Below are 24503 nucleotides of genomic sequence, written 5' to 3'. Positions count from 1 at the left end.
CAGGCCGAGGCTGCTGCCTAGGTGCCGAACGTCGGGAATCACAGCCGAGCCTGCGTGGCTAGGCCGCGAGGGGGTCGTGGATTGTGGGTTCGGATCGCAGTCAGGACGTGGAAGAGAGGGAAGCGCCAGGATGGTCTTCGCGGTGACGGACAGCAACGCAGGGCTGTCCCGAACGCACCCTTCCGGCCAGGTTGGCGTTGCCAAGGCCATACCCGCCTCCACTCGCTACACTCAAACGCGCTGGTGCTGACCTCGGTGGCGATTTCTGCCAGGTTTTCTACCGGCCCGGGCCAGGTAGCTCAGTTGGCAGAGCACGCGGCTGAAAACCGCGGTGTCGGCAGTTCGATTCTGCCCCTGGCCACCAGCTAGTTGAATTGCTCGCGGCTGCGGACCTCGGCCCAGCGGCCGAGCACGCTCTGGTACTGGTCCGCCGCCCGCGGGTACTCGCCGGCGGCGAGGGTCGTCATCGCCTCGTGGATCTCCCGGGCGCTGTGGTCGTCGTCCAGCTCGTCCCACGTCATCAGGTCGCACAGCCCGTCGTAGTCCAGCTCGAGCAGCGAGCGCGGGTCGAACTGGGTCAGCCACTCGTGCAGTTCGAGCACGTTGTCGGCGATCGGTCCGAGCTCGGCGCGGCGCAGCACGGGATAGGCGTCCTGCGCCCGGCGCGTCGCCTTGCGTTGGAGCGTCGCGTACCGCAGGTACCACCCGCCCTCCGGACGTTCGACGAGACGCTTCTCCTCGTCTCGGAACAGCAGGAACCACCGCACCGGCACGTGCCACGGACTCTCGTGGATGAACGACACCGCGTCCGGATTGCGGCGGCGCATCCGCGCCAGTTCCTTCGACGCCCGCTTCGCCTCGGCGGCGGGAACGAACTGGTCGGCCAGCTCGATCGGCTTGGCCTCTCGGAACCCGAGCAGTCCGGCGAGCACGCGAAGACGCGTTCGCCACGGGCACACGTACCACTCGCCGTCGACCACGCGCAGGTCGGCATGCTCTCCGCCCGCCGGCGCCAGCACGCCGAGTCGCCCAGTGGTCACGCGCTGGACGTAGCGGGTCGGGACCGAGGCGGGCAGGCCGCCCTCGTCGATGTAGCGCTCCCACCGTCGGCGTTCCTCCGGTCGGAACGCCTCAAGGGGCTGGAACAGCCGCAAGTAGCCGGTGGGCACCATCGCCCGGTCAGTGTAGACGCAGCCCCCGGCGCGGCTCCAGTGGGGCCCTCGGTATGCTCTCGCCACCGCGGCGAGGGAGGGCAGAGCACTGGCGCGCACGATCCACGACGGCTCCCACCCGCTGCGACTCGTCGCTCCCGACGGTTCGCGCACCGGCGAGGGCGAGATCGACGTCGCGCCCGATGACCAGCGCGCGTTGCTGCGATGGATGGTCCTGGCCCGCCGGCTCGACGCCGAGTGCATCACGTTGGCCAACGAGGGCGAGCTGATCACCTACCCCGGGTTCGAGGGTCAGGAGGGCGCGCAGGTCGGTGCCGCCTTCGCTCTCGGGACCGACGACATCGTGTTCCCGACGTTCCGCGAGCTCGCGATGGCGATCGTGCGCGGCGTCGACCCGGTCGCGTACCTGCGCTATCACCGGGGAACGTGGCACGGCGCGCCCTACGACCCGATCGTGTCGGGGTTCGCGCCGATCTGCGTCCCGACGGGAACGCAACTGCCGCACGCGGTCGGATGGGCGCTCGGCGCCAAGCTCGACGGCAGCGACGCCGTCGCGATCGGCTGCATCGGCGACGGAGCGACCTCGGAGGGCGACTTCCACGAGGCGGCGAACCTGGCCGCCGTCTGGGACGCGCCGCTCGTGATCCTGTGCCAGAACAACGGGTGGGCGATCACGACGCCGCTCGCGGAGCAGCTCCGGGGGGAGATCGTGCGGCGCGCCGACGGCTACGGGTTTCCGGGGATCCGCGTCGACGGCAATGACGTGCTCGCCGTGCACCAGGTGACACGAGACGCCGTGCGGCGTGCCCGCGGCGGGGACGGACCGACCTTGATCGAGGCGATCACCTACCGGATCGGCCCGCACTCGACGAACGACGACGCGAGCCGCTACCGGGACGCGCGCGAGGTCGAGCTCGCGCGGGAGCTCGATCCGATCACGCGGTTCCGCGCGTTCCTGCTGGCAGAGCGGGTGGCGGACGAGGGGTTCGTCCTCGCCTGCGAGCGGGAGGCCGAGGCGCTCGCGATGCGGGTCCGCGAGGCGCTCGTCGCGACACCGCCGCCGCCGGTCGACGACCTGTTCGCGTTCGTCTACGTGGAGCCCCCCTCGTCGTTCGAGGCGCAGCGACGGGAGGCCACGCGTCAGGCCGGGGAGCCGCCCCGTGCCTGAGGTCACGATGGTCCAGGCGCTCAACGCGGCGATGCGCGACGCGCTGGCCGCCGACGACATGGTGCTGGTCTACGGGGAGGACGTCGGTGCCGCGGGTGGCATCTTCGGCGTCACCGCGGGGCTGCAGGACGAGTTCGGACGCGAGCGCGTGTTCGACGTTCCGGTCTCCGAGGCCGGGTTCGTCGGTGCTGCGATCGGGCTGGCCCTGCGCGGCTACCGTCCGGTCGTCGAGCTGCAGTTCGACGGGTTCGCCCACCCCGCGCTCGAGCAGATCCTGTCGCACGTCGCGAAGTATCGGAACCGGATCCGCGGTGTCGCCGACATGCCGATCGTGCTGCGGATGCCGGCCTTCGGCGGTCTCGGGGGCAAGGAGCACCACGGCGAGAGCCCCGAGTCGATCTACGCGAGCACGCCGGGACTCAAGGTCGTCGTCCCGTCGTCGGCGCTCGACGCCTATCGGCTGCTGCGCCTGGCGATCGAGGACCCCGACCCGGTCGTCGTGCTCGAGCCGAAGGCGAGCTACCGCTCGAGCGAGTCCGGGGAGCTGACGACCGCCGGTCCGGCGATCGGCGCGGCACGAGAGCTGCGCGCCGGCGCGGACGTCGCGATCGTTGCATACGGCGCGATGACCCAGCGGGCGCTCGAGGCCGCCGACCGACTCGCCGAGACCGGGGTCGAGGCACACGTGCTCGACCTGCGTTCGCTCGCGCCGCTCGATGTCGAGGCGATCGTGGGCGCCGCGCGGACGACGCACCGGGTCGTCGTCGTGCACGAGGCGCCCCGCACCCTCGGGATCGGCGCCGAGATCGCGGCACTCGTGCAGGAGCACGCGTTCGACGAGCTCCTCGCCCCGGTTCGGCGCGTCACCGGCTGGGACACCCCGTATCCTCCGGGACAGCTGGAGCAGGCCTGGCTGCCCGGCGTCGACCGGATCTGCGCCGCCGTGCAGGAGGTACTCGCGTGAAGATCGTCTCGCTGCTGCCCTCGGCCACCGAGATCGTCTACGCGCTGGAGCTGGGCGACGAGCTCGTCGGCGTCACCGACGAGTGCGACTTCCCCGCCGAGGCGACGACCAAGCCCGTGGTGTCCCGGACGGCGCTGCCCCAGGACCGTCCGCTGTCGCCGGGCCGCGTCGATGCCGCCGTTCGTGAGCGGATGGCGGCCAAGCAGCCCCTGTACGTGCTCGACCGCGAACTGCTCGCGCGCGAACAGCCGGACGTGATCCTGACCCAGGATCTGTGCCGCGTGTGCGCCGTCCCGACCGGGCAGGTCCAGCGAGCCCTCGACGAGCTCGGACTGCCCGACGCCCAGGTCGTGTCGCTCGACCCGCAGTCCTTGGGCGAGGCGATCGGTCAGCTCGAGATCGTGGGCACGCTCCTCGACCGGGAGGAACGGGCGAAGGAGCTGGCCGAAGGTCTCCGCGAGCGGGTCGAGACGATCAAGCGGCGAGCGCTGCGCCTGCCGACCGTTCGGATGTTCGCCCTCGAGTGGTCCGATCCCCCGATGGTGGGCGGTCACTGGATCCCCGAGCTGATCGAGCTGGCGGGCGCCACGAACCTGCTCAACGAGAAAGGGCAGCGATCGAAGGAGGTCACCTGGCGCGAGATCGCCGATGCGATGCCGGAGATCGTCGTGTTCATGCCGTGCGGCTACTACCTCGAGGAGGCCGAGGAGGAAGCCCCTCGGCTGCTGTCCAACCCCGACTTCGCCGACACGAACGCGGCGCGCGAAGGCGCGATATACGCGACCGACGCGACCTCCTACTTCTCCCGCCCGGGCCCGCGCCTGGTGGACGGGTTGGAGATCCTCGCCTGGGCCGGCCACCCCGACGACTTCCCGGAGCCGCCGCCCGGACGCATCTCGCGGGCCGGGCGCTGACCCGTCCGGTATCCTCGCGGCGCCATGGCTTCCTCAACGAGCAACCGCGTCGCGACCACCGATGTCGGCAAGCGCGTCTCGTTCCAGTACGAGCTGCCGAACGGGTACATCACCGAGGTGGTCGGCACCTTCGAGTACTACGACGATGACGCACAGACCTACCTCGTGCGCACGAAGGCCGGCGAGCTCGCCCGGGTTCCGCTCCGCGGCGTGCGCCACGGCAAGGTCGTCCCCGCCAGCCCGTAAGGAGCGTCCCGACATGTCCGAACGAGAACTGCCCACCGCCCTGATCCGGCTTCGCCTCGGCCAGGAGGACGCTCACTACGGTGGCAATCTCGTCGCCGGCGCGACGCAGCTGCAGCTGATCGGCGATCTGATCACCGAGCTGGCGATCAAGTTCGACGGCGACGAGGGACTGTTCCGCGCCTACGACTCGGTCGAGTTCCTGGCGCCGTTGTACGCGGGGGACTTCATCGAGGCGAAGGGCCGCATCGTGAAGGTCGGCACGACGAGCCGCACGTGCGCGTTCGAGGTGTGGAAGGTGGCACAGGCGCGCACCGACATCTCCGAGTCCGCCGCCGAGATGCTCGCGGAGCCCGTGCTCACATGCAGAGCGACCGGCACCACGGTCGTTCCCACCGACCACCAGCGCTACGGGCACTGATCGACACCGGCCGGCGCCGGATCAGCTGGCTCGTTCGAGCTCGTGCAGCACGCCGATCAGATCGTCGACGTTGAAAGGCTTCGGCACGAAGGCGTCCGCTCCGAGCTCCGCAGCCTTCGCGCGATCGCGGAGGCTCGCGAGGGCGGAGACGACGACGACCCGCGGACGCTGATCCTCGGGAAGCTGTCGGAGCTCCTCGAGCACGCTCCAGCCGTCCATCGTCGGCATCATGATGTCGAGCACGAGCAGGTGCGGGTGGTTCTCCGCGATCGCGCTCATCGCCGCGCGTCCGTCCCGGGCCGAGAACGTCTCGTAGCCCTCGGCCTCGAGGGAGAACTGCAGCACCCACACCACTTGGGGCTCGTCGTCGACGACGAGCACGCTGTGGGAGGCGGGAGGAGCCTGCCGGGTCGCGTCCATGTCCCTACTAACTACGGCCGGGAACCGCCTGCGGATAATCGGCCGTTGGGACGGTTTCGTTCCTGGCGGTGGCCCTAGCACCTGGGACTTTCGTCCGAGACCCCGGGGGATGCGGTGACTACCTAGCCCGGATACCTGCGCAGGCCGGGGACTACGTGTACCGCGCGCCGGAGCCGGGCACGACCCGGCCGATCGTGGACGCCGGTACCCCCTTCGCGCGCGCGAGGCCGGCGACACGATCGGCGTCCTCGGGCGCGACCACGAGGATCATGCCGACACCCATGTTGAAGGTGGCTCGCATGTCGTCGGCCGACGCCTCGGCGGCGCGACGGACGAGATCGAAGATCGGCGGCGGCGACCACGCCGTCTCGTCGACCTGGGCACCGAGCCCGTCGGGAAACACCCGCGGCAGGTTCTCTTCGATGCCTCCCCCGGTGACGTGCGCCGCCGCGCGGAGCAGTCCCCCATGCGCCAGGTCGAGCACCAGCGGAGCGTAGATCGTCGTGGGCTCGAGGAGCTCGTCGACCAGCGGACGATCGAGCCCCTCGGGAGTCTCGTCGAGCAGGAACGTTCCCGACTCGAGCATCGCGCGGCGGACCAACGAGTAACCATTGGAGTGCAGTCCGCTCGAGGCCAGGCCGACCAGCGCGTCACCCTCCCGGACCCGGTGCGCCCCGAGGAGCTCGTCCTCCCGGACGATCCCGACGCAGAAGCCCGCGAGGTCGAACGCGTTGGGTTCCATCGTTCCGGGATGCTCCGCGGTCTCGCCCCCGAGCAGCGCGCAGTTGGCGCGGCGACAGCCCTCCGCGACGCCGGCCACGATCGCCGCGACGCGTTCGGGATCGACCGCCCCGACCGCGAGGTAGTCCAGGAACAGCAACGGCTCCGCCCCGGTGCACACGACGTCGTCCGCGCACATCGCCACGAGGTCGATGCCGACCGTGCCGAGCCGTCCGGCCTGCCGGGCGATCTCGAGCTTCGTCCCGACGCCGTCGGTACCGGCGGCGAGCAAGCGTCCGTCGCCGAGGTCCATCAGCCCCGCGAACCCCTTCAGGTCCTCGCGCATCTCCGGCCGGCGTGCGGCACGGGCGAGGTCTCCGATCAACGCGACGGCCTTCGCCCCCGCGTCGAGATCCACCCCGGCCCGCGCGTACGCGTCGCTCATCGCGCCGGGAACCCCCGGAGGCTCACTCGACGCCGGCGTCGGCCGGCTCGGGCTGCGACGGCAGCGAGAGCTGCTCCTCGAGCAGGAACTTCCCCGCCCCTTCCGGGATCGGGATCGCGTACTCGCCGTCGAAGCACGCCCGGCAGAAGTCCTCCTTGCGGCCGCCGGTCGCCTCGACCATCCCGTCCAGAGAGAGATACCCGAGGGTGTCGGCCCCGACGAACGAGCGGATCTCGTCGACGTCGAGGTCCGACGCGACGAGCTCCTGACGCGTGGAGAAGTCGATCCCGTAGAAGCACGGCCACTTGATCGGCGGGCAGGTGATGCGGGTGTGGACCTCCGTGGCGCCGGCCTCGCGCAACGCCTGGACGATCTGCCGCGTCGTGGTCCCGCGAACGATCGAGTCGTCCACGACGACGAGCCGCTTGCCCCGCACCGCGTCGGGCATCACGTTGAGCTTGAGTTTCACCCCGCGCTCGCGCAGCGACTGGGAGGGCTGGATGAAGGTGCGCCCCACGTAGCGGTTCTTCATCAGGCCCTCGCCGTAGGGAAGTCCCGAGACCTCGGCGAAGCCCTGCGCGGCGGCATGCCCCGTGTCGGGCACCGGGATCACGAGGTCGGCCTCGGCAGGCGCCTCCACCGCCAGGCGGCGGCCCATCTCGCGCCGCGCCTCGAGCACGAGCGTGTCGCCGATCCGCGAGTCGGGCCGTGCGAGGTAGACGTACTCGAAGATGCACAGCGCCTTGCGCGGCGACGCCGCGAACCGCTCGGAGTGGATCCCCCGGTCGTCGATCCGGATCAGCTCTCCGGGCTCGACGTCGCGGACGAGGGTCGCCCCGACGATGTCGAGCGCGCAGGTCTCCGACGCGACGCAGAACCCGCTCGCCAGACGGCCGATCGACAGCGGACGCACACCCCAGGGATCCCGCGCCGCGTAGATGCTCCGCTCGTCCATCAGCACGAACGAGAACGCCCCCTGGAGCGTCGGCAGCACATCCATCGCGGCGTCGCCCAGCCCGCCGCCGTTCATCCGGCGAGCGAGCAGCGTCGCTACGAGGTCGGAGTCGGTGCTCGCCCGACCCTTCGAGCCGACGCGCTCGGCGAGCTCGGCGGTGTTCACGAGGTTGCCGTTGTGGCCGAGTGCGAGTGTGTGCGTTCCATCGGTCTTGAACGCGGGCTGGGCGTTCTCCCACGTCGTCGATCCCGTGGTGGAGTACCGCGTGTGACCGATCCCGAGGTCGCCCTGGAGGGTGGACAGCGTCGCCTCGTTGAACACCTGCGAGACGAGACCGAGCTCCTTGTAGACGAGGATGTTGTGGCCGTCGGAGACCGCGATCCCGGCGCTCTCCTGGCCGCGATGCTGCTGGGCGAAGAGTCCGAAGTAGGCCAGGCGAGCCACGTCCTCACCCGGGGCCCACACCCCGAACAGGCCGCACTCCTCTTTGGGACTCTCCGCTCCCACGACCTCCGATGCTAGCACCGGCCTGTCCGACCACCTCGGTGCGGAGGAACGCTACGGCGTGGTGGCTCCGACCGATCCGGCCGCGGACGGACCCGCGATCGGGATGACGACCTCGACGGTCGTCCCGCCGCCGGGACGCGCACGGATGTCCAGGCGGCCGCCCGCCAGGCCCGCTCGCTCGCGCATCGAGGGGATCCCGAGGTGACCGATCCCCGTGCCCGGGTCGTCGGTTCGGATCCCGATGCCATCGTCGTGGATCCGCACGCGGAACGAGTCCCCGTCATCGCCGAGCTCCACCTTCAGATGGGTGGCCCGCGCGTGCTTACGGACGTTGGTGATCGCCTCCTGGCAGATCCGGTAGCAGATCGCACGGACCTCCGGCGGAGGCTCGACCGTGAGCCGGTCATCCAGCTCCCACGTCAGCTCCGCCTCGGGGGTCGCTCCTTCCCGCAGGTACTGCGCGAGGGCGATCGCGATCCCCTCCCGGTCGAGCGAGGGCGGGCGGACCTCGAACAACAGGTTGCGCAGGCTCGCGATCGCCCCCGAGATCGTCCGTTCGAGCTGCAGGACCATTTCGGGCGCGGACTCCCCGAGCTCTCGGCGCAGCCCGCCGAGGCGCATGCCGACCGCGGTGAGCTTCTGGAGCGGATCGTCGTGGATGTCCGAGGCGATCCGGACGCGTTCCTGCTCCTGAGCGCTGACCAGGTGCGCCAGCAGCTCACGTCGCTCGGCGTCTCCGTGCTCGAGCAGGGCAAGACTGTGCTGAAGGTCCTCCTCCACCTTGCGGGTTTCGGACACGTCCATCAGCAGACCCTGCATCGAGACCGGCGCTCCGTCGGCGTCGCGGATCATCACCGCCTCGTCGCGGATCCACAGCGTCCGACCGTCGCGCGCGTGCATCCGGTACGTCATGCGGAACGGCTCGCCGGTCCGCACGAACCCCTCGTTCGCGGCCAGGACGCTCTCCCGATCGTCCTCGTGGAGCAGCTCGGACCACAGCCGCGGGTTCGCGATCCATTCCTGGGGGGTGTACCCGAAGAGCTGCTCGATCTGGGGGCTGATGTAGATCGTCGAGGCGTTCACGTCGAGACGAGAGATGTGGATCGCGGCGGGGATCTGCTCGACGAGGGTGCGATAGCGGGCCTCGGCCTCGGACAGCTCCCGCTGCGCCCTCTCCCGGTGCAGCGCCGCCCCGAGGATGCTCGCAGCAGCACGCAGGGCCTCGACCTCGACGGCGGGGAATCGGCGACCCTCCACACAGTCGTCGAAACCCAGGAACCCCCACCAACCGGCGTCGGTCGACACCGGGACCATCAGCAACGAGAGGATGTCCTGTTCGGCGAACAGCTCGCGTTGGCGAGGACCGACCTCGTCGAGGTGGCCCTGCACCGCCTCTCCCTGGGACATCCGAGCAGCCCACTCGCCGTAGCCGTCGGCGCCGTAGTCGAATCCCTGCAGGACCGGGTTCCCGAGCTGTACCGAGACTCCGGGGGCGACCCACTCGGCGCGCTGGTCGGAGACCACCCGCTGGTCGTCGGTCCGCCGATTCTCGAAGACGTAGACCCGGCTGACCTCGGCGGCGGTGCCGAGCTGCCCGAGGATCTCGTCGATCACCTCGGTCCAGGACTCCGCCGCGAGGAACCGCTCCGCCGCGACGGACACCGCGTGCAGGATCGCTTCGCGTCGACGGAGCTCACGCTCGACGTCCAGACGCGGCGCGGCTGCCGCGCCCGCCTCTGGCGGGCTCTGCTGAGCAGTCTGAGGATCCACGGTCGCGATCGATTCGGGTCGGGGTCGTACCCGATGCCCATCGACACGCGATCCGGGTGCCTGGAGCCTAGGACTTGAGCGACCCCTCCAGCTCCAACAGGAACCGCTTGCGGTCCAAGCCCCCGGCGTATCCGCCGAGCGCACCCCCCGTGCGCACCACCCGATGGCACGGGATCACGATCGGGATCGGGTTCCTCCCGAGCGCACTCCCGATCGCACGCGATGCCTTCGGACTGCCCGCCCGGCGCGCCAGATCGCCGTAAGTCGAGGTCGAGCCGTAGGGAACGCGCTCGAGCGCTCGCAGCGTCGCCGCCTGGAATCCGCGGATCAAGCGGCGGTCGACCGGCAGGTCGAAGCGCGTTCGCCGCTGCGCGAAGTACTCGTCGAGCTGGCGTCGGACGGGCTCGGCCCGTGTGGGCGACTCGAGGATCCGCGGCGACACGTCGCGCGCGAGCGAGCTCAGCCAGTCGTCGCGATCCCGGTCGGGGAAGACGATCTCCAGCACGCCGCGACGCGTGACGGCGACGGCCAGCCGCCCGAGGGGAGAGTCCACCCAGCCGATGCCGACGTCGACCAGACCTCGCTCGTCGGCCGCGTCGGCGAGAGCGTCGGTGAGCTCGGCCGAGCGCGCATCCGCGCCGGCAGCCAGGCGACGCAGGTCGCGTCCGCGGGGTTCGGTCGCTCCGTTCATCGGGATACCTCCGATCGCAGGGTTCGCATCGCAGCCGCGACGTTCGCGCGGGCCGCTTCGGTCGAGCTTTCCATCAGACGTCCGATCTCCGCGTACGGCAGATCGAGCACGTAGCGATGCACCACCGCGGCGCGCTGGCGAGGCGGCAGGCTCGCGACCGCGGACCAGAGGGGGTCGCCGAGATCGGGCGAGGCCGACGCACCGCTCTCCGGCCGGCCGGCGAGCGCGGCATCGGCGGCATCGACGGTCTCGGACGGCTCCGGACGACGCCGTCGTCCGCGGTGGTGATCGAGCGCCTTGCGCGTCGCGATCCGCAGCAGCCATCGATCGAGCGCGTCGGCGTGCTCCAGCCGTGGGTAGGCGCGGAGCGCGGCGAGGAAGGTCTCCTGGAAGCAGTCGTCGGCCTCGAGCGGGCCGACCGCGACCGTCAGGAACCGGTGCACCATCGCCCGGTGCTCCTCCACGAGCTCGGTGAACGGTGGAACGGCTACCCGGCCGCTCATCCGCCTCTGCGCTTGCTCTTCGGGTCCATCGAAGGAACAACGCGCCGGGCCCGCGGAACGTGAAAGCCGGCCGGGACCGCCACGAGCGTCAGGCGCCGAGCAGGTCCGGCAACGTGGAGATGTGCGCGTCCCGGGCCGCTTCGACGGTGGTCTCGAGGATCTGATCGATCGAGATCCTCGGTCCACCGGTCTCTCCGATCCGCAACGCCGGAACGCCCACCTCGGAGGAGAGCGTCTCGAAGACCCCCGCCTTGGCCTCGTCGACCGAGACGACCGCGCGGGACGCGCTCTCGGAGAACAGCGACACGTACCACGGAACGTCGTCGGGCAGTGTCACCGCGAACCCCGCGTCCCCCGCGATCGCCGACTCGGCGAGCGCGACCGCGAGCCCGCCGTCACCGCAGTCGTGCGCCGACACGAGCAGGTCACCGGCGGCGGCCCGGATCAGCAGATCGTGGAGGGAGCGCTCCCGCGCGAAGTCGAGCGCCGGGGGGCGCCCCGACCGGCGTCCGAGGACGGCCTCGGCGAACTCGGACCCCCCGAGCTCGGGGAGGGTCTCGCCCAACAGGTAGACGAACGTGCCCGGCCCGCGGAACCCCGTCCGCACGCGCAGGCGGTGATCCTCGAGCAGCCCGAGCATCCCGATCACCGGGGTCGGCCAGATCGTCGAGTCGCCCGACTCGTTGTAGAAGCTCACGTTCCCGCCGGTCACCGGCGTGTCGAACGCGCGGCACGCGTCGGCGATCCCGCGGATCGACTCCGCGAACTGCCACATCACCTCCGGGCGCTCCGGGTTGCCGAAGTTGAGGCAGTTCGTGATCGCGAGCGGGCGCGCTCCGGCGCAGGCGACGTTCCGCGCGGCCTCGGCGACCGAGTGCGCGGCACCCAGGTAGGGGTCGAGCTGGCCGAACCGCCCCTTCCCGTCCGTCGAGAGTGCGAGCGCCTTGAGGGTTCCCGGCACGCGGATCAACGCCGCGTCACCACCCGGTCCCGCGATCGTGTTGCCCTGCACGAGCGAGTCGTACTGCTCGAAGGCCCAGCGCTTGCTCGCGATGTTCGGAGCGCCGAGGATCGTGAAGAACGCCTCCTCCGCCTTGACGGTAACGGTCGCGAAGGTCGGGTCGTCCTCGTGTCGCTCCCCGAGATCGGCCGGCGCGGACTTTCGCCGTTCGTACTCGGGCGCGTCGTCGGTCAGCGATCGCGCGGGCACCCTCGCTACGACCTCGCCCCCGAACCGCGCCGTCAGCTCACCGCCCGCGACCGTTCGCGCGACGACGACGCCGTTCAGGCCCCACTTCTCGCAGACGGTCCGGACCTCGTCGAGTCGCTCGGGCGCGACGATCGCGAGCATCCGCTCCTGCGACTCGCTCGTGAGGATCTCGAAGTCCTCCATGCCGGCCTCACGCAGCGGCACCGCGTCCAGGTCGAGCTCGGCGCCGAGGCCGGCGCGCGCCGCCGACTCGCTGACCGCACAGGTGAGCCCGGCGCCACCGAGATCCTGGAGTCCCTCGAGCAGGCCGCGCTCCACGAGCTCGAGCGAGGCTTCGATCAACAGCTTCTCGGCGAACGGGTCCCCGATCTGCACCCTCGGGCGCGCACCCTCGGCGCCTTCCTCGAGGGTGGCGCTGGCCAGGACCGATACCCCACCGATCCCGTCGCGGCCGGTCGCCGCCCCGAACAGGACCATGAGCGATCCCTCGTGCACCTGCATCGCGGAGGTCACGAGGCGATCGGCCGGGGCGATCCCCGCGCAGAGCACGTTGACGGTCGGGTTCTTCGTGTGCGGCTGCGCGAAGGCGATCTCGCCGCCGACCGTCGGCACGCCGATGCAGTTGCCGTAGCCGCCGATGCCCGCGACGACACCCGCGACCAGCCAGCGGTTGCGTGGATCCTCGAGCGGACCGAACCGGAGCGGATCCATCAAGGCGACCGGCCGGGCGCCCATCGAGATGATGTCGCGCACGATGCCACCCACACCGGTCGCCGCGCCCTGGTAGGGCTCGATCGCGCTCGGGTGCGAGTGGCTCTCGATCTTGAACACGACGGCCTGCCCGTCGCCGATGTCCACGGCGCCCGCGTCCTGTCCGGGACCGACCAGCACCGCGTCTCCTTCGGTGGGCAGGGTGCGCAGATGGACCTTGCTGGACTTGTAGGAGCAGTGCTCGGACCACATCGCCGCGTACATCGCCAGCTCGGCGCGCTCGGGCTCCCGCCCGAGCGTCTCGCGGATCTCTCCGTACTCCTCGTCGGTGAGACCGAGGCTGCGGAACAGCGGCTCGCGGCCGTCGGCCCCCACGGTCAGACCCTCGCGCCGACGTGCTCGAGCAGGGAGGCGAACAGGGGCTGGCCTCCCACCGGCCCGACGTCGGGGTCGACGGCGTGCTCGGGGTGGGGCATCAAGCCGACGACGTTGCCGGCGTCGTTGCGAACACCGGCGATCGAGGCGGCGCTCCCGTTCGGGTTGGCGCGCTCGTCCACCGTGCCGTCGGCGTGCGCGTACCGGAACACGACCTGTCCCTCGTCCTCGAGCCGCGCGAGCAGGTCGCCGTCCGCGACGTACCGTCCCTCCCCGTGCTTGATCGGGATCTCGACCACCTCGCCCGGCACGAGCCGGCCGGTGACCGGGGTCGCGGACGTCTCTACCCGCAGCGGAACGGTGCGGCACAGGAACCGCAACGACGCGTTCCGGGACAGGGCGCCGGGTAGCAACCCGGCCTCGCACAGGATCTGGAACCCGTTGCAGATCCCCAGCACGGGACCGCCCCCGCGAGCGAAGTCGCGGACCTCGTCCATCACGTCGGCGAAGCGCGCGAGCGCTCCCGTGCGCAGGTAGTCACCGTAGCTGAAGCCTCCCGGGAGGATCACGGCGTCGACCCCCCGAAGGTCGTGCGCGCCGTGCCACAGCGGAACCGCGTCTCCCCCCATCGTGGTGACCGCGCGCAGCGCGTCGCGATCATCGAGCGAGCCCGGGAAGGTGACGACGCCGATCCGGGAGCTCACGACCCCACCTTCACTCGACGAGCTCCTCCGCCGCGAGGATCTGGAAATCCTCGATCACCGGGTTCGACAGCAGCCGCTCGGCCATCTGTTCGACCTGCGCGCGCGCGGATGCCGCATCGGCGGCTTCGACGGTGAGCGCGATGTGCTTGCCGACACGCACCCCCGCCACGTTCGTCCACCCCAACGCGGGCAGCGATCCCTCGACGGCCTTGCCCTGCGGGTCGAGCAGTCCCGGCTTCAGCGACACCAGGACCTCGAAGCCGTACCTCATGGACCCTCCTGCGCTCGACCGGTGTTCTTCGCGTCCCACTGCGCCTCGTCGATCACGCCCATCCGGTGGCGGTAGTGATCGAACCGTTCACCGGTGAGCCGCTCATAGGCTTCACGGTACCGAGCCGCAGTCTGCTCGACGACCTCGGGAGGAAGCTCGGGCGGCGGCGGTTCGTGGTCCCATCCGCTCGCGTCGAGCCAGTCGCGGACGTACTGCTTGTCGAAGCTCGGCTGCGGTCCGCCGGGGCGGTACGCGTCGGCCGGCCAGAAGCGCGAGGAGTCCGGCGTTCCGATCTCGTCGACGAGGATCAGCTCGCCGTTGCGGAAGCCGAACTCGAACTTCGTGTCGGCCAGGATGACGCCGCGTTCGGACGCCAGCGCCGCGAGCCGCTCGTAGAGGGTCAGGGTGACCTCCTGGAGCTTGCGCGCCAGCCCGCGTCCGACCAGCTCCTCGGTCTGCTCGAGGGTGATCGGAAGGTCGTGACCCTCCTCGGCCTTCGTGGTCGGCGTGAAGATCGGCTCGGGCAGCCGTTCGGACTCCGCGAGTCCGTTCGGCAGCGAGACGCCGCAGACCTCGCCGGACGCGCGGTACTGGATCCATCCCGATCCGGACAGGTAGCCGCGTGCGACGCATTCGACCGGGATCACGTCGGCGCGTAGGACGAGCGTGGCACGCCCCGATAGGTCCGTGTCGTGCGCGAACGGTTCGGGGAAGCGCCAGCGTTCGGCCGTGAGCACATGGTTGGCGACGAGGTCGGCCGTGCGTTCGAACCAGAACAGCGCGAGCCCGGTGAGCACCCGCCCCTTGTCCGGGATCGGGTTGGGCAGGATCACGTCGAACGCGCTGAGCCGATCGCTGGCGACCAGCAGCAGGCGATCGTCTCCCGCGTCGTAGATGTCGCGGACCTTCCCCCGCGCGAGCAGGTCGCCCGCGGTCGCCACGGTCAGTCCTCCGTCCCCGCCTCGACCGGCAACCGCTGGAGGCGGTCGAAGACGACATCGAGGTTGCGCAGGAACCGCGCCGGGTCGAACAGCGCGTTCAGCTCCTCGGGCGACAGCAGCCGCGCGACCTCCGGGTTCGATCCGAGGTCCGCGCGGAAGTCTCCCCCCTCGTCCCACGCCGTGGCCGCCGCGGTCTGCACGATCCGGTACGCATCGTCACGCGGCAGGCCCGCGTCGACGAGCGCGAGCAGCACGCTCTGGCTGAACGCGAGCCCACCGTCGGACGCGAGGTTCTCCCGCATGCGCTCCGGATGGATCCGGAGTCCCTCGAGCACCTTCGTCATCTCGAGGAGCATGAAGTCGAGCAGGCCCGTCGAGTCCGGGAAGATCACGCGCTCGGCCGACGAATGGGAGATGTCGCGTTCGTGCCACAACGCGACATTCTCCAGCGCGGCGTGCTGGTTCGCGCGGATCACGCGCGCGAGTCCGCTGATGCGCTCGCTGGCGACCGGGTTCCGCTTGTGCGGCATCGCCGACGAGCCCTTCTGCCCTTCGGCGAACGGCTCCGCCACCTCGCGGACCTCGGTCCGCGCGAGGTGGCGGATCTCGGTCGCGATCTTGTCGAGCGTCGAGGCGGTGATCGCCAATGCTCCGAGGTATTCGGCGTGCCGGTCACGCTGCACGATCTGGTTCGACGCCTCGGCGGCGCGCAGCCCGAGGCGTCCCATGACCAGCTCCTCGACACGGGAGTCGAGTTGGGAGTAGGAGCCGACGGCTCCCGAGAGCTTGCCGACGCTCACGATCTCTCGCCCCCGCCGGATCCGTTCGCGATCGCGGGCAAGCTCGAAGGCCCAGATCGCGACCTTGTGCCCGAAGCTCGTCGGCTCGGCGTGGATCCCGTGGCTGCGCCCGGCCATCACGGTCGTGCGGTGCTCCAGCGCAAGCCGCGTCGTCACGCCGAGCAGCCGCTCGAGGCGCCGCAGCAGGATGTCGGCCGCGTCGCGCAGCTGCAGCGCGAACCCCGTGTCGAGCACGTCCGAGGAGGTCATCCCGAAGTGCAGCCAGCGCGCCGCCTCGGGGCTCGTCTCCCCGACCGCCTGGACGAAAGCGGCGACGTCGTGGCGGGTGATGCGCTCGAGCTCGAGGGCCCGGTGCACGTCGACCGAGGCGTGTTCGCGGATCGCCACCGCGTCGGAGGCGGGCACGTCGCCGAGCGCGGCACGGGCCTCCACGGCGCAGATCTCGATCTCGAGCCAGCGCTCCATCCGGGAGGCGTCGGTCCAGACCTCGGCCATCTCCGGCTGGGAGTAACGCGGGATCACGGCGCCGCCCCGGGCAGGGTCGGTCGCCGGGAGCATGGACCGGTGGTGGCGGGAGGTCGAGCGGTCGGGTCGGGCCCCGGCCTCACAGCCGCAGGCCCTCCGCAAGGTCGTCCTTGAACTTCCACATCCGCTGCTGCACGTCCGGATCACCGACCGCGATGATCTGCACGGCGAGCACGGCCGCGTTCACGCCCGCATCGACGCCGACCGTCGCGACCGGAACACCCGAGGGCATCTGCGCGGTGATCGCGAGCGCCTCGCGGCCGTCCATCTGCGGGGGCGAGACGATCGGAACACCGATCACGGGGAGCACTGTGCGCGCGGCGATCGCGGCCGCCAGGTGCCCGGAGATGCCGGTCGTACAGATGATCACCTGCATGCCGCGCTCGAACGCCGTGCGCGCGTATTCGTCGACAAGGTCGGGGTTCCGCGACGAGGACATCACGCGGATCTCGTGGGGGATGTCGAACTTCTCGAGGATCGCGCCCGCCTGCTGGAGCACCCCCAGCTCTGCGGGCGACGCGGCGAGCACCCCCACCTGCGGCGTCGGCTCGGTCACCCGTTCCCCTCTCCTGTGGTCGGTCCCGGAACCGAAGCGATGTCGGTCCGATACGTCATGCCCGGGAACGAGATCCGGTCGAGCGCCTCGTATGCCCGTTCGCGGGCATCCTCGACGGTGGGGCCGAGGCCACTCACCGCGAGCACACGCCCGCCGGCGGTCAGGAGTCTACCGGAGCGCTCGATCGTGCCCGCGTGGAACACGAGCACCCCGTCGACCTCCTCGGCCTGTTCGATCCCGGTGATCGGAACCCCGGTCTCGTAGTGACCGGGATAGCCGCCCGAGGCCGCCACGACGGTCACGCAGGCCTCCGGACGCCATCGCGCCCGGTAGTTCTTCAGGTTCCCCTCGATGCACCCGAGGATCAGCTCCCCGAGGTCCGAGCGCAGCCGCGGCACGACGACCTGGGTTTCGGGATCGCCCATCCGGCAGTTGAACTCGACGAGCTTGGGACCGTCGGCGGTCACGATGCAACCCGCGTAGAGCACGCCGCGGAACCGGACGCCCTCGGCCTCCATCGCGCGCACACCCCACGCGACGATCTCGTCGAAGATCCGCGCGCGGACGTCGTCGGGAACGTCCGGGAGCGGGCTGAACGCGCCCATCCCCCCCGTGTTCGGCCCTGTGTCGCCGTCGCCGGCCCGCTTGAAGTCCTGCGCGAGGTCGAGGGGCAGGATCTCCCGCCCGTCGGTGACCGCGAACGCCGAGACCTCGTACCCATCGAGGAACTCCTCGATCACGACCGTGTCGCCGGCGGCGCCGAACACCCGGTCCACGAGCGCCTCGCGGATCGCGAGCATCGCCTCGGCGCGGTCCTCGGTCACGGTGACACCCTTGCCGGCGGCGAGCCCGTCGACCTTCACGACGTACGGCGACCCGACCGCGTCGAGGTAGGCGATCGCCTCGTCCGGGTCCGAGAACGAACGCGACCGGGCCGCGGGGATGCCGTACCGCTCGCACAGGTCTTTGGTCCACGCCTTCGATCCCTCGATCCGCGCCGCATCCGAGGTGGGACCGAATACGGGCGCCCCGATCGCCTCGAGCTCGTCGACGAGGCCGAGCACCAGCGGGGCCTCGGGGCCGACGACCGTCAGGTCGATCTGCTCCCGCTCGATCAGCGCGAGCAACCCGGGAACATCGTCGGCCGCGATGTCGACGCACTGGGCTTCCCGAGCGATGCCCGCGTTGCCGGGCGCGGCGTAGAGACGGTCGATCGTCGCGTTCTGCGCGAGCCTCCACGCAAGGGCGTGCTCGCGGCCGCCTCCCCCGACGACCAGCACCCTCATCGACTCACCCCGCTGGCAGGCTCTGCTCGCGGTCGGGGCCGACCGAGACGAGCTTGATCGGAACGTCGGCCAGCTCCTCGAGCCGGTCGACGTACTTTCGGGCTGCGGCCGGAAGATCGTCGATCGACCGCGCGTCGCTGATCTCCTCGCCCCACCCCTCGAGCTCCTCGTACACGGGCTCGGCCTTGTGGAACAGCGACTGGTGCGGCGGGAAGTCCTCGAACAGCTCGCCCTCGGCGCGGTACCCCGTGCAGACCTTCACGGTCTCGAACCCGGACAGCACATCGAGCTTGGTGAGGATCAGCTCGGTCAGGCCGTTCAGCCGGGCCGCGTACCGGAGGATGCACGCGTCGTACCAACCGCAGCGGCGCTTGCGGCCGGTCGTGGTCCCGAACTCCGCCCCGCGCTCCCCGAGCCGCTCGCCCTGCTCCCCGGTGTCCTCGGTCGGGAAGGGCCCCGCACCGACGCGCGTCACGTACGCCTTCACGATCCCGATCACCCGATCGACCTCCCGCGGGCCGATGCCGACCGAGGCGAGCGCGTAGCCGGCGACCGGGTTCGACGACGTGACGAACGGGTACGTGCCGTGATCGAGGTCCAGCAGCGTTCCCTGCGCGCCTTCGAGCAGCACGTTGCGTCCCTCACGCAGCGCGTCGTGCACGAGTTTGCCGGTGTCGGCGACGTGCGGTTCGAGCCGGGGCGCATACGCCATCGTCTCGTCGACGATCGCGTCGGCATCCAACGGCAGGCGGTTGTAGATCTTCGTCAGGATCTTGTTCTTCTCGTCGAGGACGACGTCGAGCTTCTCGCGGAAGATCTTCTCGTCGAACAGGTCCTGCACGCGCAGACCGATCCGGGCGGCCTTGTCGCCGTAGCTCGGTCCGATCCCGCGCTTGGTCGTGCCGAGGGCGTTCTGCCCGAGGAACCGCTGCGTCACCTTCTCGAGCTCGAGGTGGTAGGGCATGATCAGATGCGCGTTGCCCGAGATCTTCAAGCGGGAGGTGTCGATCCCGTCGGCCTCGAGCTCGTCGATCTCGTGTAGCAGCACGCCTGGATCGATCACGACGCCGTCCGCCAGCACCGAAGTGACGTGCTCGTACAGGATGCCCGAGGGGATCAGGTTCAGCTTCAGCTCGCGTCCCTCGGCGATCACCGTGTGCCCGGCGTTGTTCCCTCCCTGGTAGCGGACGCACAGGTCCATCCGGTCGGCGAGGTAGTCCGTCGCCTTCCCTTTGCCTTCGTCCCCCCACTGGGTCCCGAGCACGATCGAAGCCGGCATAGGACCTCAGTCTATCCGTGGCGGTTGCGCCGCAGGTCAGCCACCCTCTACAGCTGGCGACGAACCAACGCCGAGCCGGTCTCGAGCGCACGCCGGTGTGCGGGACGAGCGTGCCACGCCTCGAGGGTCATCTCCTCGGCCCGGCCCAGGTCCTCCTCGAAGTGACCCGCCAATCGGTCGGTGCAGCCGGGATCGGAGATCGAAAGGTTCAGCTCCTCATGGAGTCGGAACGATCGGTCGTCGAAGTTGATCGACCCGATCGTCGCCCACCGGCCGTCGATCAGCAGGATCTTCGCGTGGAGCATCGTCGGCTGGAACTCGAAGATCCGGATGTCATGCTCGAGGAGGGTCGAATAGCTCGCATGGCCGGCGCGCCGGACGATCCTCTTGTCGATGTGCGGGCCGTTCACGAGCAGGCGCACGTCGACGCCGCGATCACTCGCCCGGGTCAGCGCATCTACGAAGGCGCGCCGGGGAGCGAAATACGCGGTCGTCAGCCACAGCCGTTCCCGCGACCCCTCGATCGCCGCGAAGAACAGCTCCTCGGCCTCGGTGTGCCCCTTCGTTGCCGAACTCCGAGTTACCTGGGCGTCGACGCCGTCGTCGAACGGGTCGACCAGCGCGAGGTGATCGCCCGTGAGGACCTCCCCGGTCGCCTCCGCCCAGTTCTCGATGAAGCCGCCGAGCAGATCCCGTCCGGCCGGACCCTCAACGCGCGCGTGCGTCTCGCGCCAGTGGCCGGGGTCCTGTGCGTTCCCGGTCCATTCCTCGGCGATGCCGACGCCTCCGGTGAATCCGACCTTCGCATCGCAGACGAGGATCTTGCGGTGGGTCCGGTTGTTGGCGCGGGCGATGCTTCGGAGCCGCACCGGCCGGAACCAAGCCACCTCCACGCCCGCGCGTTCCATCTGGTCGACCAACCCTTGATCCATCTTGTTCGCTCCGACGGCGTCGAGCAGCACCTTCACGGAGACCCCCTCGGCCGCCCGTCGTGCCAAGGTGGTCGCGAACTCCACGGCGATGTCCCCGGTCCAGTAGACGAACGTTTGCAGGTTGATCGTGCGCTCGGCCGCTCGGATGCAGTCCAGCATCGCGGGAAAGATCTCGTCGCCGTTGCGAAGGCACGTGACTCGGTTGCCCTGACGGAGCGGAGCTGCGGTCAAGGCTTCGACCAGTCGGGCGAAGTCGTCGGTTCCCGGCTGCGGCACGCCATCGAGCCGGTAGCCTCGAGCGGCCTCCGACCGGAAGCGGGCCAGCTCACGGGCGCCGTACGCTGCCAGACCGGCGCCGGCCGCACCCGCAGCTACGGCCCTTCGGTGGCGCCTCAGCCGATCCGCGATGCCCACGCGTACAGGAGCTCCTTCTCCCGCTGCGGTGTCAGGCCCGCCACAAGCGGACGCTCGTGCAGCAGGGGGGTCCGCCAGGCGAGCGTGTCGCGGATCGTCTCCGCGATCGGGCGGAGGTTCAGACCCGCGCCGATCGCTCTCGCGGGGTCGAACCGCATCGCGCCGGCCTCGTCGGGGCGCGGATGCCACATGGGAATCTCGTCCGCCACCCCGGCCTCGAGCAGGAACGCGGCGTCGACCCACACGGGCTCCGCGTCGCTCCGGCTCTCGCGACGCGCGCAATCGAGGATGTCGGCGATCGAGGTCGCCGGACCAACCGCGTTGAAAACCCCGGTGGTTTGCTGCGGGGCGCAGGCGAGCATCCACGAGGCGAGGTCGCGGACATCGATCCCCTGCATCGCGAGGTCCGGTGGCCCCGGAGCGAGGAACGTCCCTCCCCGCCAGACCCGCACGAGATGAGCGGTGAATCGATCGGTGGGATCGTAGGGGCCGACGATGTAGCCGGGGCGCACGATCAGCGTCCGTTCGGCGCCGAACGCGTCCATAGCCGCCCGTTCACACAGCACCTTCAGGGGACCGTAGCTCTCCTCGGACACCTCTTCGCTGTCGGCGAAGGGCTCCGGGTCGGCGAGCGCCGCCCCTTCGTCAATCCCCGGATGCGACTCGTCCGCGTAGACCGACGTCGTCGAGACGAACAGGTAGCGCTCGGTGGCGTCCGCGAGCATCTCGGCCGCGTCGCGCACGAGCCGTGGGACGTATCCGCACGTGTCGAGCACCATGTCCCAACGACGCCCCCGGAGAGCATCGAGTCCGCCGTCGCGGTCGCCCAGCAGGCGCTCGGCGTCGGGGAACAGGTCCCGCCCGGTCCGACCCCGGTGGAACAGGGTGAGCTCGTGGCCCTGCGCGAGCCCCGCCTCGACGAACGTACGGCCGACGAATTCCGTCCCGCCGATGACGAGGATCCGCACTCAACGCTCGATGCGGAACCGGATCGAGACGTGCGTGTTGTACTCGGAGATCTTCCCGTCCTCCACCTTCGCGCTCGTCTCAAGGATGTCCATCGCCTCGATCCCCCGGATCGTCTTCGCCGCCTCGTCGAGAGCTCGCTCCGCGGCGTCGCGCCACGAAACGGTCGAGACGCCCACCAGGTCGATCGTCTTGATCACGGCCATCGTGCTTCCTCTCTCTCGTGTTCGTCGCTCAGCCGGCGCGGTACACGGACACGAACCGCAGGTAGTTCTCCGCGATCCGGTCGGCGGCCTGCTCGCGGGGAAGCTGCCCGCCGACGTAGGCCTTGAGCGGATCCCACCAGATCGAACGACCGATCGCGAGACCGACGTAGCCGGGAACGCCCGACGCGGTCCGCAACCAGGTGTCGCAGGCCGAATCGTCGGCGCCGCGACCGAGCACGATGCACACGACCCCGTCGCGCCCACCGATCCGGCATTGCGCCGCGATGGCCTCGCAGTCCTCGCGTGCGTCGAGCCCCTCGATCTTCCAGATGTCCGGCTCGATCCCGGACTGCTGGAGCTCGGCGATCGCCCTGCGCATCAGCGCCGGGCGTACCTCGCGGTCGAAGCGCTCCTCGTCACCGCCCACGGCCTCGAGCTGATGGGGCTCGGCGGGCACGAGCATCTCGAACAGATAGGTCCGGTCGTTGGCGTGGAGCCACTCCCCCAGCTGCTTCAGCTTCGCCGACTGCCGGGCGTTCATCACCCCGTCGCCTTCGGGGTTGTAGCGGACCAGCACCTTGGAGAACGTGGGGTCGAAGTCGAGGATGTGGGCGCCGAACTCGTCCCCGTACTGGAAGTCGAACTCGTTCTGCCCGCTCTTTTCCACCGGCATCGCGAGCTTGATCCCCCGCTTGTGCGCGTCACGCGCGACATCCGCCCCGAACTGCTCGTCGACCAGGACCCCCATCGACTCGCGGATCGCCTGCTCGGGTGTCCGGTCGGCGGCGGCGAGGGCTCCTTCGTAGATCACCGACTTCGCGTCGGAGATCCGCTGCGCCTCCTCCGGGGTGGGATCACCCGCGACGCCGAAGAACTTCTTCTGGAACGAGCCCCGGTGATCGAACGCGAGGATGTAGAGCTGTCCTTCATAGCCCAGTGCCATCGTGTGCTTCGCCTCCTAGAGGTGGAACGCGCCTGGTCATCGGTTCGCAGGCCCGATGCTACCCGAGCCGGCCCGTGGCCCTCAGGCGCACCGAACCACGGGCGCGGCGAGGGTACGCTGGCGCGCCGTGTCCGATCCGACATCGTCCACCGCTCCCGCCGCCCGCTCGACCGGCTTGCGCGCCAGCCTCGGCGTCCTGCGACGGCACCGGGACTTCCGTCGTCTGTACATCGCGAGCCTGATCTCGCTCGGCGGCGACTGGTTCCTGACGGTGGCCCTGTTCGATGTCGTGCTGCGGCTGGAAGGAACCGCGACGTCGGTGGCACTCGTGATCATCGCCCAGGAACTTCCCTCGTTCCTGGCGGCCCCGGCCGCCGGCTACCTCGTCGACCGCCTGGACCGGCGCCGGTTGATGGTCGTGTGCGACCTGGCCCGCGCCGTGCTGGTCCTCGGCTTCCTGCTGATCGGTGGTGAGAGCGATCTGTGGCTCGTGTACGTGCTCCTTCCGTTCATCACGGTGTTCTCGACGGCCTTCGACCCGGCGATGGAGGCGGCGATGCCCAACCTGGTTCCCAGCGAGGACCTGGGGCCCGCCTACTCGCTCGTGGGTTCCGCGTGGGGAACGATGCTGGCCGTCGGGGCCGCGATCGGCGGCCTCGTCGTCGCGGGGCTGGGGAGCACGGCCGCCTTCGCGATCGATGCAGCCTCGTTCGCCCTGTCGGCGGCGATGATCTTCTCGATCCGCAGCCCCTTCGCCGAACCTCACGAGGGGGAGCATCCCCGGCTCGTCGAAGCAACGCTGGAAACAGTGACCTACGCGCGCCGCGACCACCGTGTGCTCGCATTGCTCGTCGTCAAGGGCGGGTTCGGTCTCGGCGCCGGCGTGTTGGTGCTGCTGTCGGTGTTCGCCGAGCGGATCTTCCTCGCCGGTGCCGTCGGGATCGGCCTGCTGATGGGGGCCAGAGGCGCCGGCGCACTCGTCGGTCCGTTCCTGGGACGCGCGATCGCAGGGGACGACGATCGGCGTCTGTTCGCTGCGATCGGCATCGCCTTGGCCACGTTCGGCATCAGCTACGTCGCCTTCGGCTTCACCCCGACGATCGCCGTCGCGCTTCCGGTCGTGTTCTGCGCGCATCTGGGTGGCGGCGGCCAGTGGACCCTGTCGACCTACGGGCTGCAGCGCCTGGTCCCCGACCGGCTGCGCGGCCGCATCTTCTCGTTCGACTTCGCGCTCGTGACGCTTTCGATCGCGATCTCGAGTCTGGTCACCGGATGGGCTGCGGATCGGTTCGGCCCACGTCCCGCCGCGATCGGGCTCGGCGCGGTGGCGCTGGCCTGGGCGATCACCTGGTGGTTCCTGACGGGCGACATCCGCCGGGGCGGCGGGCTGTCGGCGCCATCCTTCCCCGATTCCCGAAACGGGGCCTGACCGTCGAGGGGTTGCACAGGAAGTCCACCCTGTGGCAGCCTTCGCTCCCTTGCAAACGCTTG

25 protein-coding genes and 1 tRNA gene are annotated in these 24503 nt (G+C 70.2%); 7 read left to right on the top strand and 19 right to left on the bottom strand.

Features of this window, described 5'->3' with window-relative positions; genetic code table 11:
• The first annotated feature begins 288 nt into the window (after positions 1–288).
• Positions 289–364 (top strand) — tRNA-Phe (locus WEF05_04630).
• A gap of 1 nt (position 365) precedes the next feature.
• Here the strand turns inward: WEF05_04630 and WEF05_04625 are convergent.
• A complete protein-coding gene (locus WEF05_04625) occupies positions 366–1172 on the bottom strand; it encodes a hypothetical protein (protein MEX1101182.1) in 807 nt (268 codons plus the stop codon).
• A 196-nt stretch (positions 1173–1368) separates the two neighbouring features.
• Here WEF05_04625 and WEF05_04620 point away from each other — a divergent pair, with 196 nt between their 5' ends.
• From WEF05_04620 to WEF05_04600, 5 genes are read left to right on the top strand one after another with little or no spacing between them, the layout of a single operon-like run.
• Entirely contained in the window at positions 1369–2340 is a 972-nt protein-coding gene (locus tag WEF05_04620; GenBank protein ID MEX1101181.1) for a thiamine pyrophosphate-dependent enzyme, read from the top strand.
• On the top strand, positions 2333–3304 hold the full coding sequence (locus WEF05_04615; GenBank protein ID MEX1101180.1) for an alpha-ketoacid dehydrogenase subunit beta: 972 nt from the start codon (positions 2333–2335) through the stop codon (positions 3302–3304). The genes WEF05_04620 and WEF05_04615 overlap by 8 nt, the downstream gene beginning before the upstream one ends.
• Positions 3301–4218, top strand: a complete 918-nt coding sequence (locus WEF05_04610; GenBank protein MEX1101179.1) for a cobalamin-binding protein — start codon at positions 3301–3303, stop codon at positions 4216–4218. The genes WEF05_04615 and WEF05_04610 overlap by 4 nt, the downstream gene beginning before the upstream one ends.
• 24 nt (positions 4219–4242) lie before the next feature.
• The gene (locus WEF05_04605) at positions 4243–4464 is read left to right on the top strand and encodes a hypothetical protein (protein MEX1101178.1); all 222 of its coding nucleotides are present in this window, start codon (positions 4243–4245) and stop codon (positions 4462–4464) included.
• Positions 4465–4477: 13 nt separating this feature from the next.
• Positions 4478–4882 (top strand): hotdog domain-containing protein, encoded by a 405-nt coding sequence (locus tag WEF05_04600; protein ID MEX1101177.1) that lies wholly within the window; start codon positions 4478–4480, stop codon positions 4880–4882.
• Between the two features lie 21 nt (positions 4883–4903).
• On the opposite strand, the gene WEF05_04595 is transcribed toward WEF05_04600, so the two are convergent.
• The 18 genes from WEF05_04595 to WEF05_04510 all read right to left on the bottom strand — a co-directional run bounded on the left by WEF05_04595 (position 4904) and on the right by WEF05_04510 (position 23012).
• Positions 4904–5302: a response regulator gene (locus tag WEF05_04595; GenBank protein ID MEX1101176.1), complete on the bottom strand. Its 399-nt coding sequence runs from the start codon at positions 5300–5302 to the stop codon at positions 4904–4906.
• Positions 5303–5453: 151 nt separating this feature from the next.
• Complete coding sequence (gene purM, locus WEF05_04590; GenBank protein ID MEX1101175.1) at positions 5454–6467, bottom strand: phosphoribosylformylglycinamidine cyclo-ligase; 1014 nt, start codon at positions 6465–6467, stop codon at positions 5454–5456.
• 22 nt (positions 6468–6489) lie between these two features.
• Positions 6490–7947, bottom strand: coding sequence for an amidophosphoribosyltransferase (purF, locus tag WEF05_04585; protein ID MEX1101174.1), 1458 nt, complete (start codon positions 7945–7947; stop codon positions 6490–6492).
• A 33-nt stretch (positions 7948–7980) separates the two neighbouring features.
• Complete coding sequence (locus WEF05_04580) at positions 7981–9699, bottom strand: PAS domain-containing protein (GenBank protein ID MEX1101173.1); 1719 nt, start codon at positions 9697–9699, stop codon at positions 7981–7983.
• Positions 9700–9766: 67 nt separating this feature from the next.
• Positions 9767–10390 (bottom strand): methylated-DNA--[protein]-cysteine S-methyltransferase, encoded by a 624-nt coding sequence (locus WEF05_04575; protein MEX1101172.1) that lies wholly within the window; start codon positions 10388–10390, stop codon positions 9767–9769.
• Entirely contained in the window at positions 10387–10893 is a 507-nt protein-coding gene (locus tag WEF05_04570; protein MEX1101171.1) for an RNA polymerase sigma factor, read from the bottom strand. The genes WEF05_04575 and WEF05_04570 overlap by 4 nt, the downstream gene beginning before the upstream one ends.
• Positions 10894–10981: 88 nt before the next feature.
• A complete protein-coding gene (gene purL / locus WEF05_04565) occupies positions 10982–13189 on the bottom strand; it encodes a phosphoribosylformylglycinamidine synthase subunit PurL (GenBank protein ID MEX1101170.1) in 2208 nt (735 codons plus the stop codon).
• Positions 13190–13191: 2 nt separating this feature from the next.
• Positions 13192–13893, bottom strand: coding sequence for a phosphoribosylformylglycinamidine synthase subunit PurQ (gene purQ, locus WEF05_04560; GenBank protein MEX1101169.1), 702 nt, complete (start codon positions 13891–13893; stop codon positions 13192–13194).
• Between the two features lie 10 nt (positions 13894–13903).
• The gene (gene purS / locus WEF05_04555; GenBank protein ID MEX1101168.1) at positions 13904–14164 is read right to left on the bottom strand and encodes a phosphoribosylformylglycinamidine synthase subunit PurS; all 261 of its coding nucleotides are present in this window, start codon (positions 14162–14164) and stop codon (positions 13904–13906) included.
• Positions 14161–15105 carry a phosphoribosylaminoimidazolesuccinocarboxamide synthase gene (locus WEF05_04550; GenBank protein ID MEX1101167.1) on the bottom strand — a complete coding sequence of 315 codons (945 nt, stop codon included), beginning with the start codon at positions 15103–15105 and terminating at the stop codon, positions 14161–14163. Before WEF05_04550 ends, purS begins: the two co-directional genes overlap by 4 nt.
• Positions 15106–15107: 2 nt before the next feature.
• Positions 15108–16427, bottom strand: coding sequence for an adenylosuccinate lyase (purB, locus tag WEF05_04545; protein MEX1101166.1), 1320 nt, complete (start codon positions 16425–16427; stop codon positions 15108–15110).
• Positions 16428–16509: 82 nt separating this feature from the next.
• Positions 16510–16986: an AIR carboxylase family protein gene (locus WEF05_04540; GenBank protein ID MEX1101165.1), complete on the bottom strand. Its 477-nt coding sequence runs from the start codon at positions 16984–16986 to the stop codon at positions 16510–16512.
• Complete coding sequence (gene purD / locus WEF05_04535; protein MEX1101164.1) at positions 16983–18272, bottom strand: phosphoribosylamine--glycine ligase; 1290 nt, start codon at positions 18270–18272, stop codon at positions 16983–16985. The genes WEF05_04540 and purD overlap by 4 nt, the downstream gene beginning before the upstream one ends.
• A 4-nt stretch (positions 18273–18276) precedes the next feature.
• Positions 18277–19551, bottom strand: a complete 1275-nt coding sequence (locus tag WEF05_04530; protein ID MEX1101163.1) for an adenylosuccinate synthase — start codon at positions 19549–19551, stop codon at positions 18277–18279.
• Between the two features lie 47 nt (positions 19552–19598).
• Positions 19599–20759 (bottom strand): phospholipase D-like domain-containing protein, encoded by a 1161-nt coding sequence (locus WEF05_04525; GenBank protein ID MEX1101162.1) that lies wholly within the window; start codon positions 20757–20759, stop codon positions 19599–19601.
• Positions 20760–20875: 116 nt separating this feature from the next.
• Positions 20876–21865 (bottom strand): NAD-dependent epimerase/dehydratase family protein, encoded by a 990-nt coding sequence (locus WEF05_04520; protein MEX1101161.1) that lies wholly within the window; start codon positions 21863–21865, stop codon positions 20876–20878.
• On the bottom strand, positions 21866–22069 hold the full coding sequence (locus WEF05_04515; GenBank protein ID MEX1101160.1) for a dodecin family protein: 204 nt from the start codon (positions 22067–22069) through the stop codon (positions 21866–21868).
• 28 nt (positions 22070–22097) lie between these two features.
• Positions 22098–23012 carry a DUF2090 domain-containing protein gene (locus tag WEF05_04510; GenBank protein MEX1101159.1) on the bottom strand — a complete coding sequence of 305 codons (915 nt, stop codon included), beginning with the start codon at positions 23010–23012 and terminating at the stop codon, positions 22098–22100.
• 127 nt (positions 23013–23139) lie between these two features.
• On the opposite strand from WEF05_04510, the gene WEF05_04505 reads away from it, so the two are divergent.
• On the top strand, positions 23140–24441 hold the full coding sequence (locus WEF05_04505) for an MFS transporter (protein ID MEX1101158.1): 1302 nt from the start codon (positions 23140–23142) through the stop codon (positions 24439–24441).
• The last annotated feature ends 62 nt before the right edge of the window (positions 24442–24503 follow it).

It is taken from the genome of Actinomycetota bacterium, assembly GCA_040881665.1.
Lineage (GTDB): Bacteria > Actinomycetota > UBA4738 > UBA4738 > HRBIN12 > JBBDWR01.
The sequence above is the reverse complement of the archived record's forward strand: the minus strand, read 5'-3'. Positions and strand labels throughout refer to the sequence as shown.

Bases quoted from the DNA above. Each gene is read 5' to 3' on its own strand.
- WEF05_04625 (MEX1101182.1), bottom strand. From the start codon at position 1,172: ATGGTGCCCACCGGCTACTTGCGGCTGTTCCAGCCCCTTGAGGCGTTC.
- WEF05_04605 (MEX1101178.1), top strand. From the start codon at position 4,243: ATGGCTTCCTCAACGAGCAACCGCGTCGCGACCACCGATGTCGGCAAG.
- WEF05_04600 (MEX1101177.1), top strand. From the start codon at position 4,478: ATGTCCGAACGAGAACTGCCCACCGCCCTGATCCGGCTTCGCCTCGGC.
- WEF05_04595 (MEX1101176.1), bottom strand. From the start codon at position 5,302: ATGGACGCGACCCGGCAGGCTCCTCCCGCCTCCCACAGCGTGCTCGTC.
- purM (MEX1101175.1), bottom strand. From the start codon at position 6,467: ATGAGCGACGCGTACGCGCGGGCCGGGGTGGATCTCGACGCGGGGGCG.
- WEF05_04575 (MEX1101172.1), bottom strand. From the start codon at position 10,390: ATGAACGGAGCGACCGAACCCCGCGGACGCGACCTGCGTCGCCTGGCT.
- WEF05_04570 (MEX1101171.1), bottom strand. From the start codon at position 10,893: ATGAGCGGCCGGGTAGCCGTTCCACCGTTCACCGAGCTCGTGGAGGAG.
- purS (MEX1101168.1), bottom strand. From the start codon at position 14,164: ATGAGGTACGGCTTCGAGGTCCTGGTGTCGCTGAAGCCGGGACTGCTC.
- purD (MEX1101164.1), bottom strand. From the start codon at position 18,272: ATGAGGGTGCTGGTCGTCGGGGGAGGCGGCCGCGAGCACGCCCTTGCG.
- WEF05_04530 (MEX1101163.1), bottom strand. From the start codon at position 19,551: ATGCCGGCTTCGATCGTGCTCGGGACCCAGTGGGGGGACGAAGGCAAA.
- WEF05_04515 (MEX1101160.1), bottom strand. From the start codon at position 22,069: ATGGCCGTGATCAAGACGATCGACCTGGTGGGCGTCTCGACCGTTTCG.
- WEF05_04510 (MEX1101159.1), bottom strand. From the start codon at position 23,012: ATGGCACTGGGCTATGAAGGACAGCTCTACATCCTCGCGTTCGATCAC.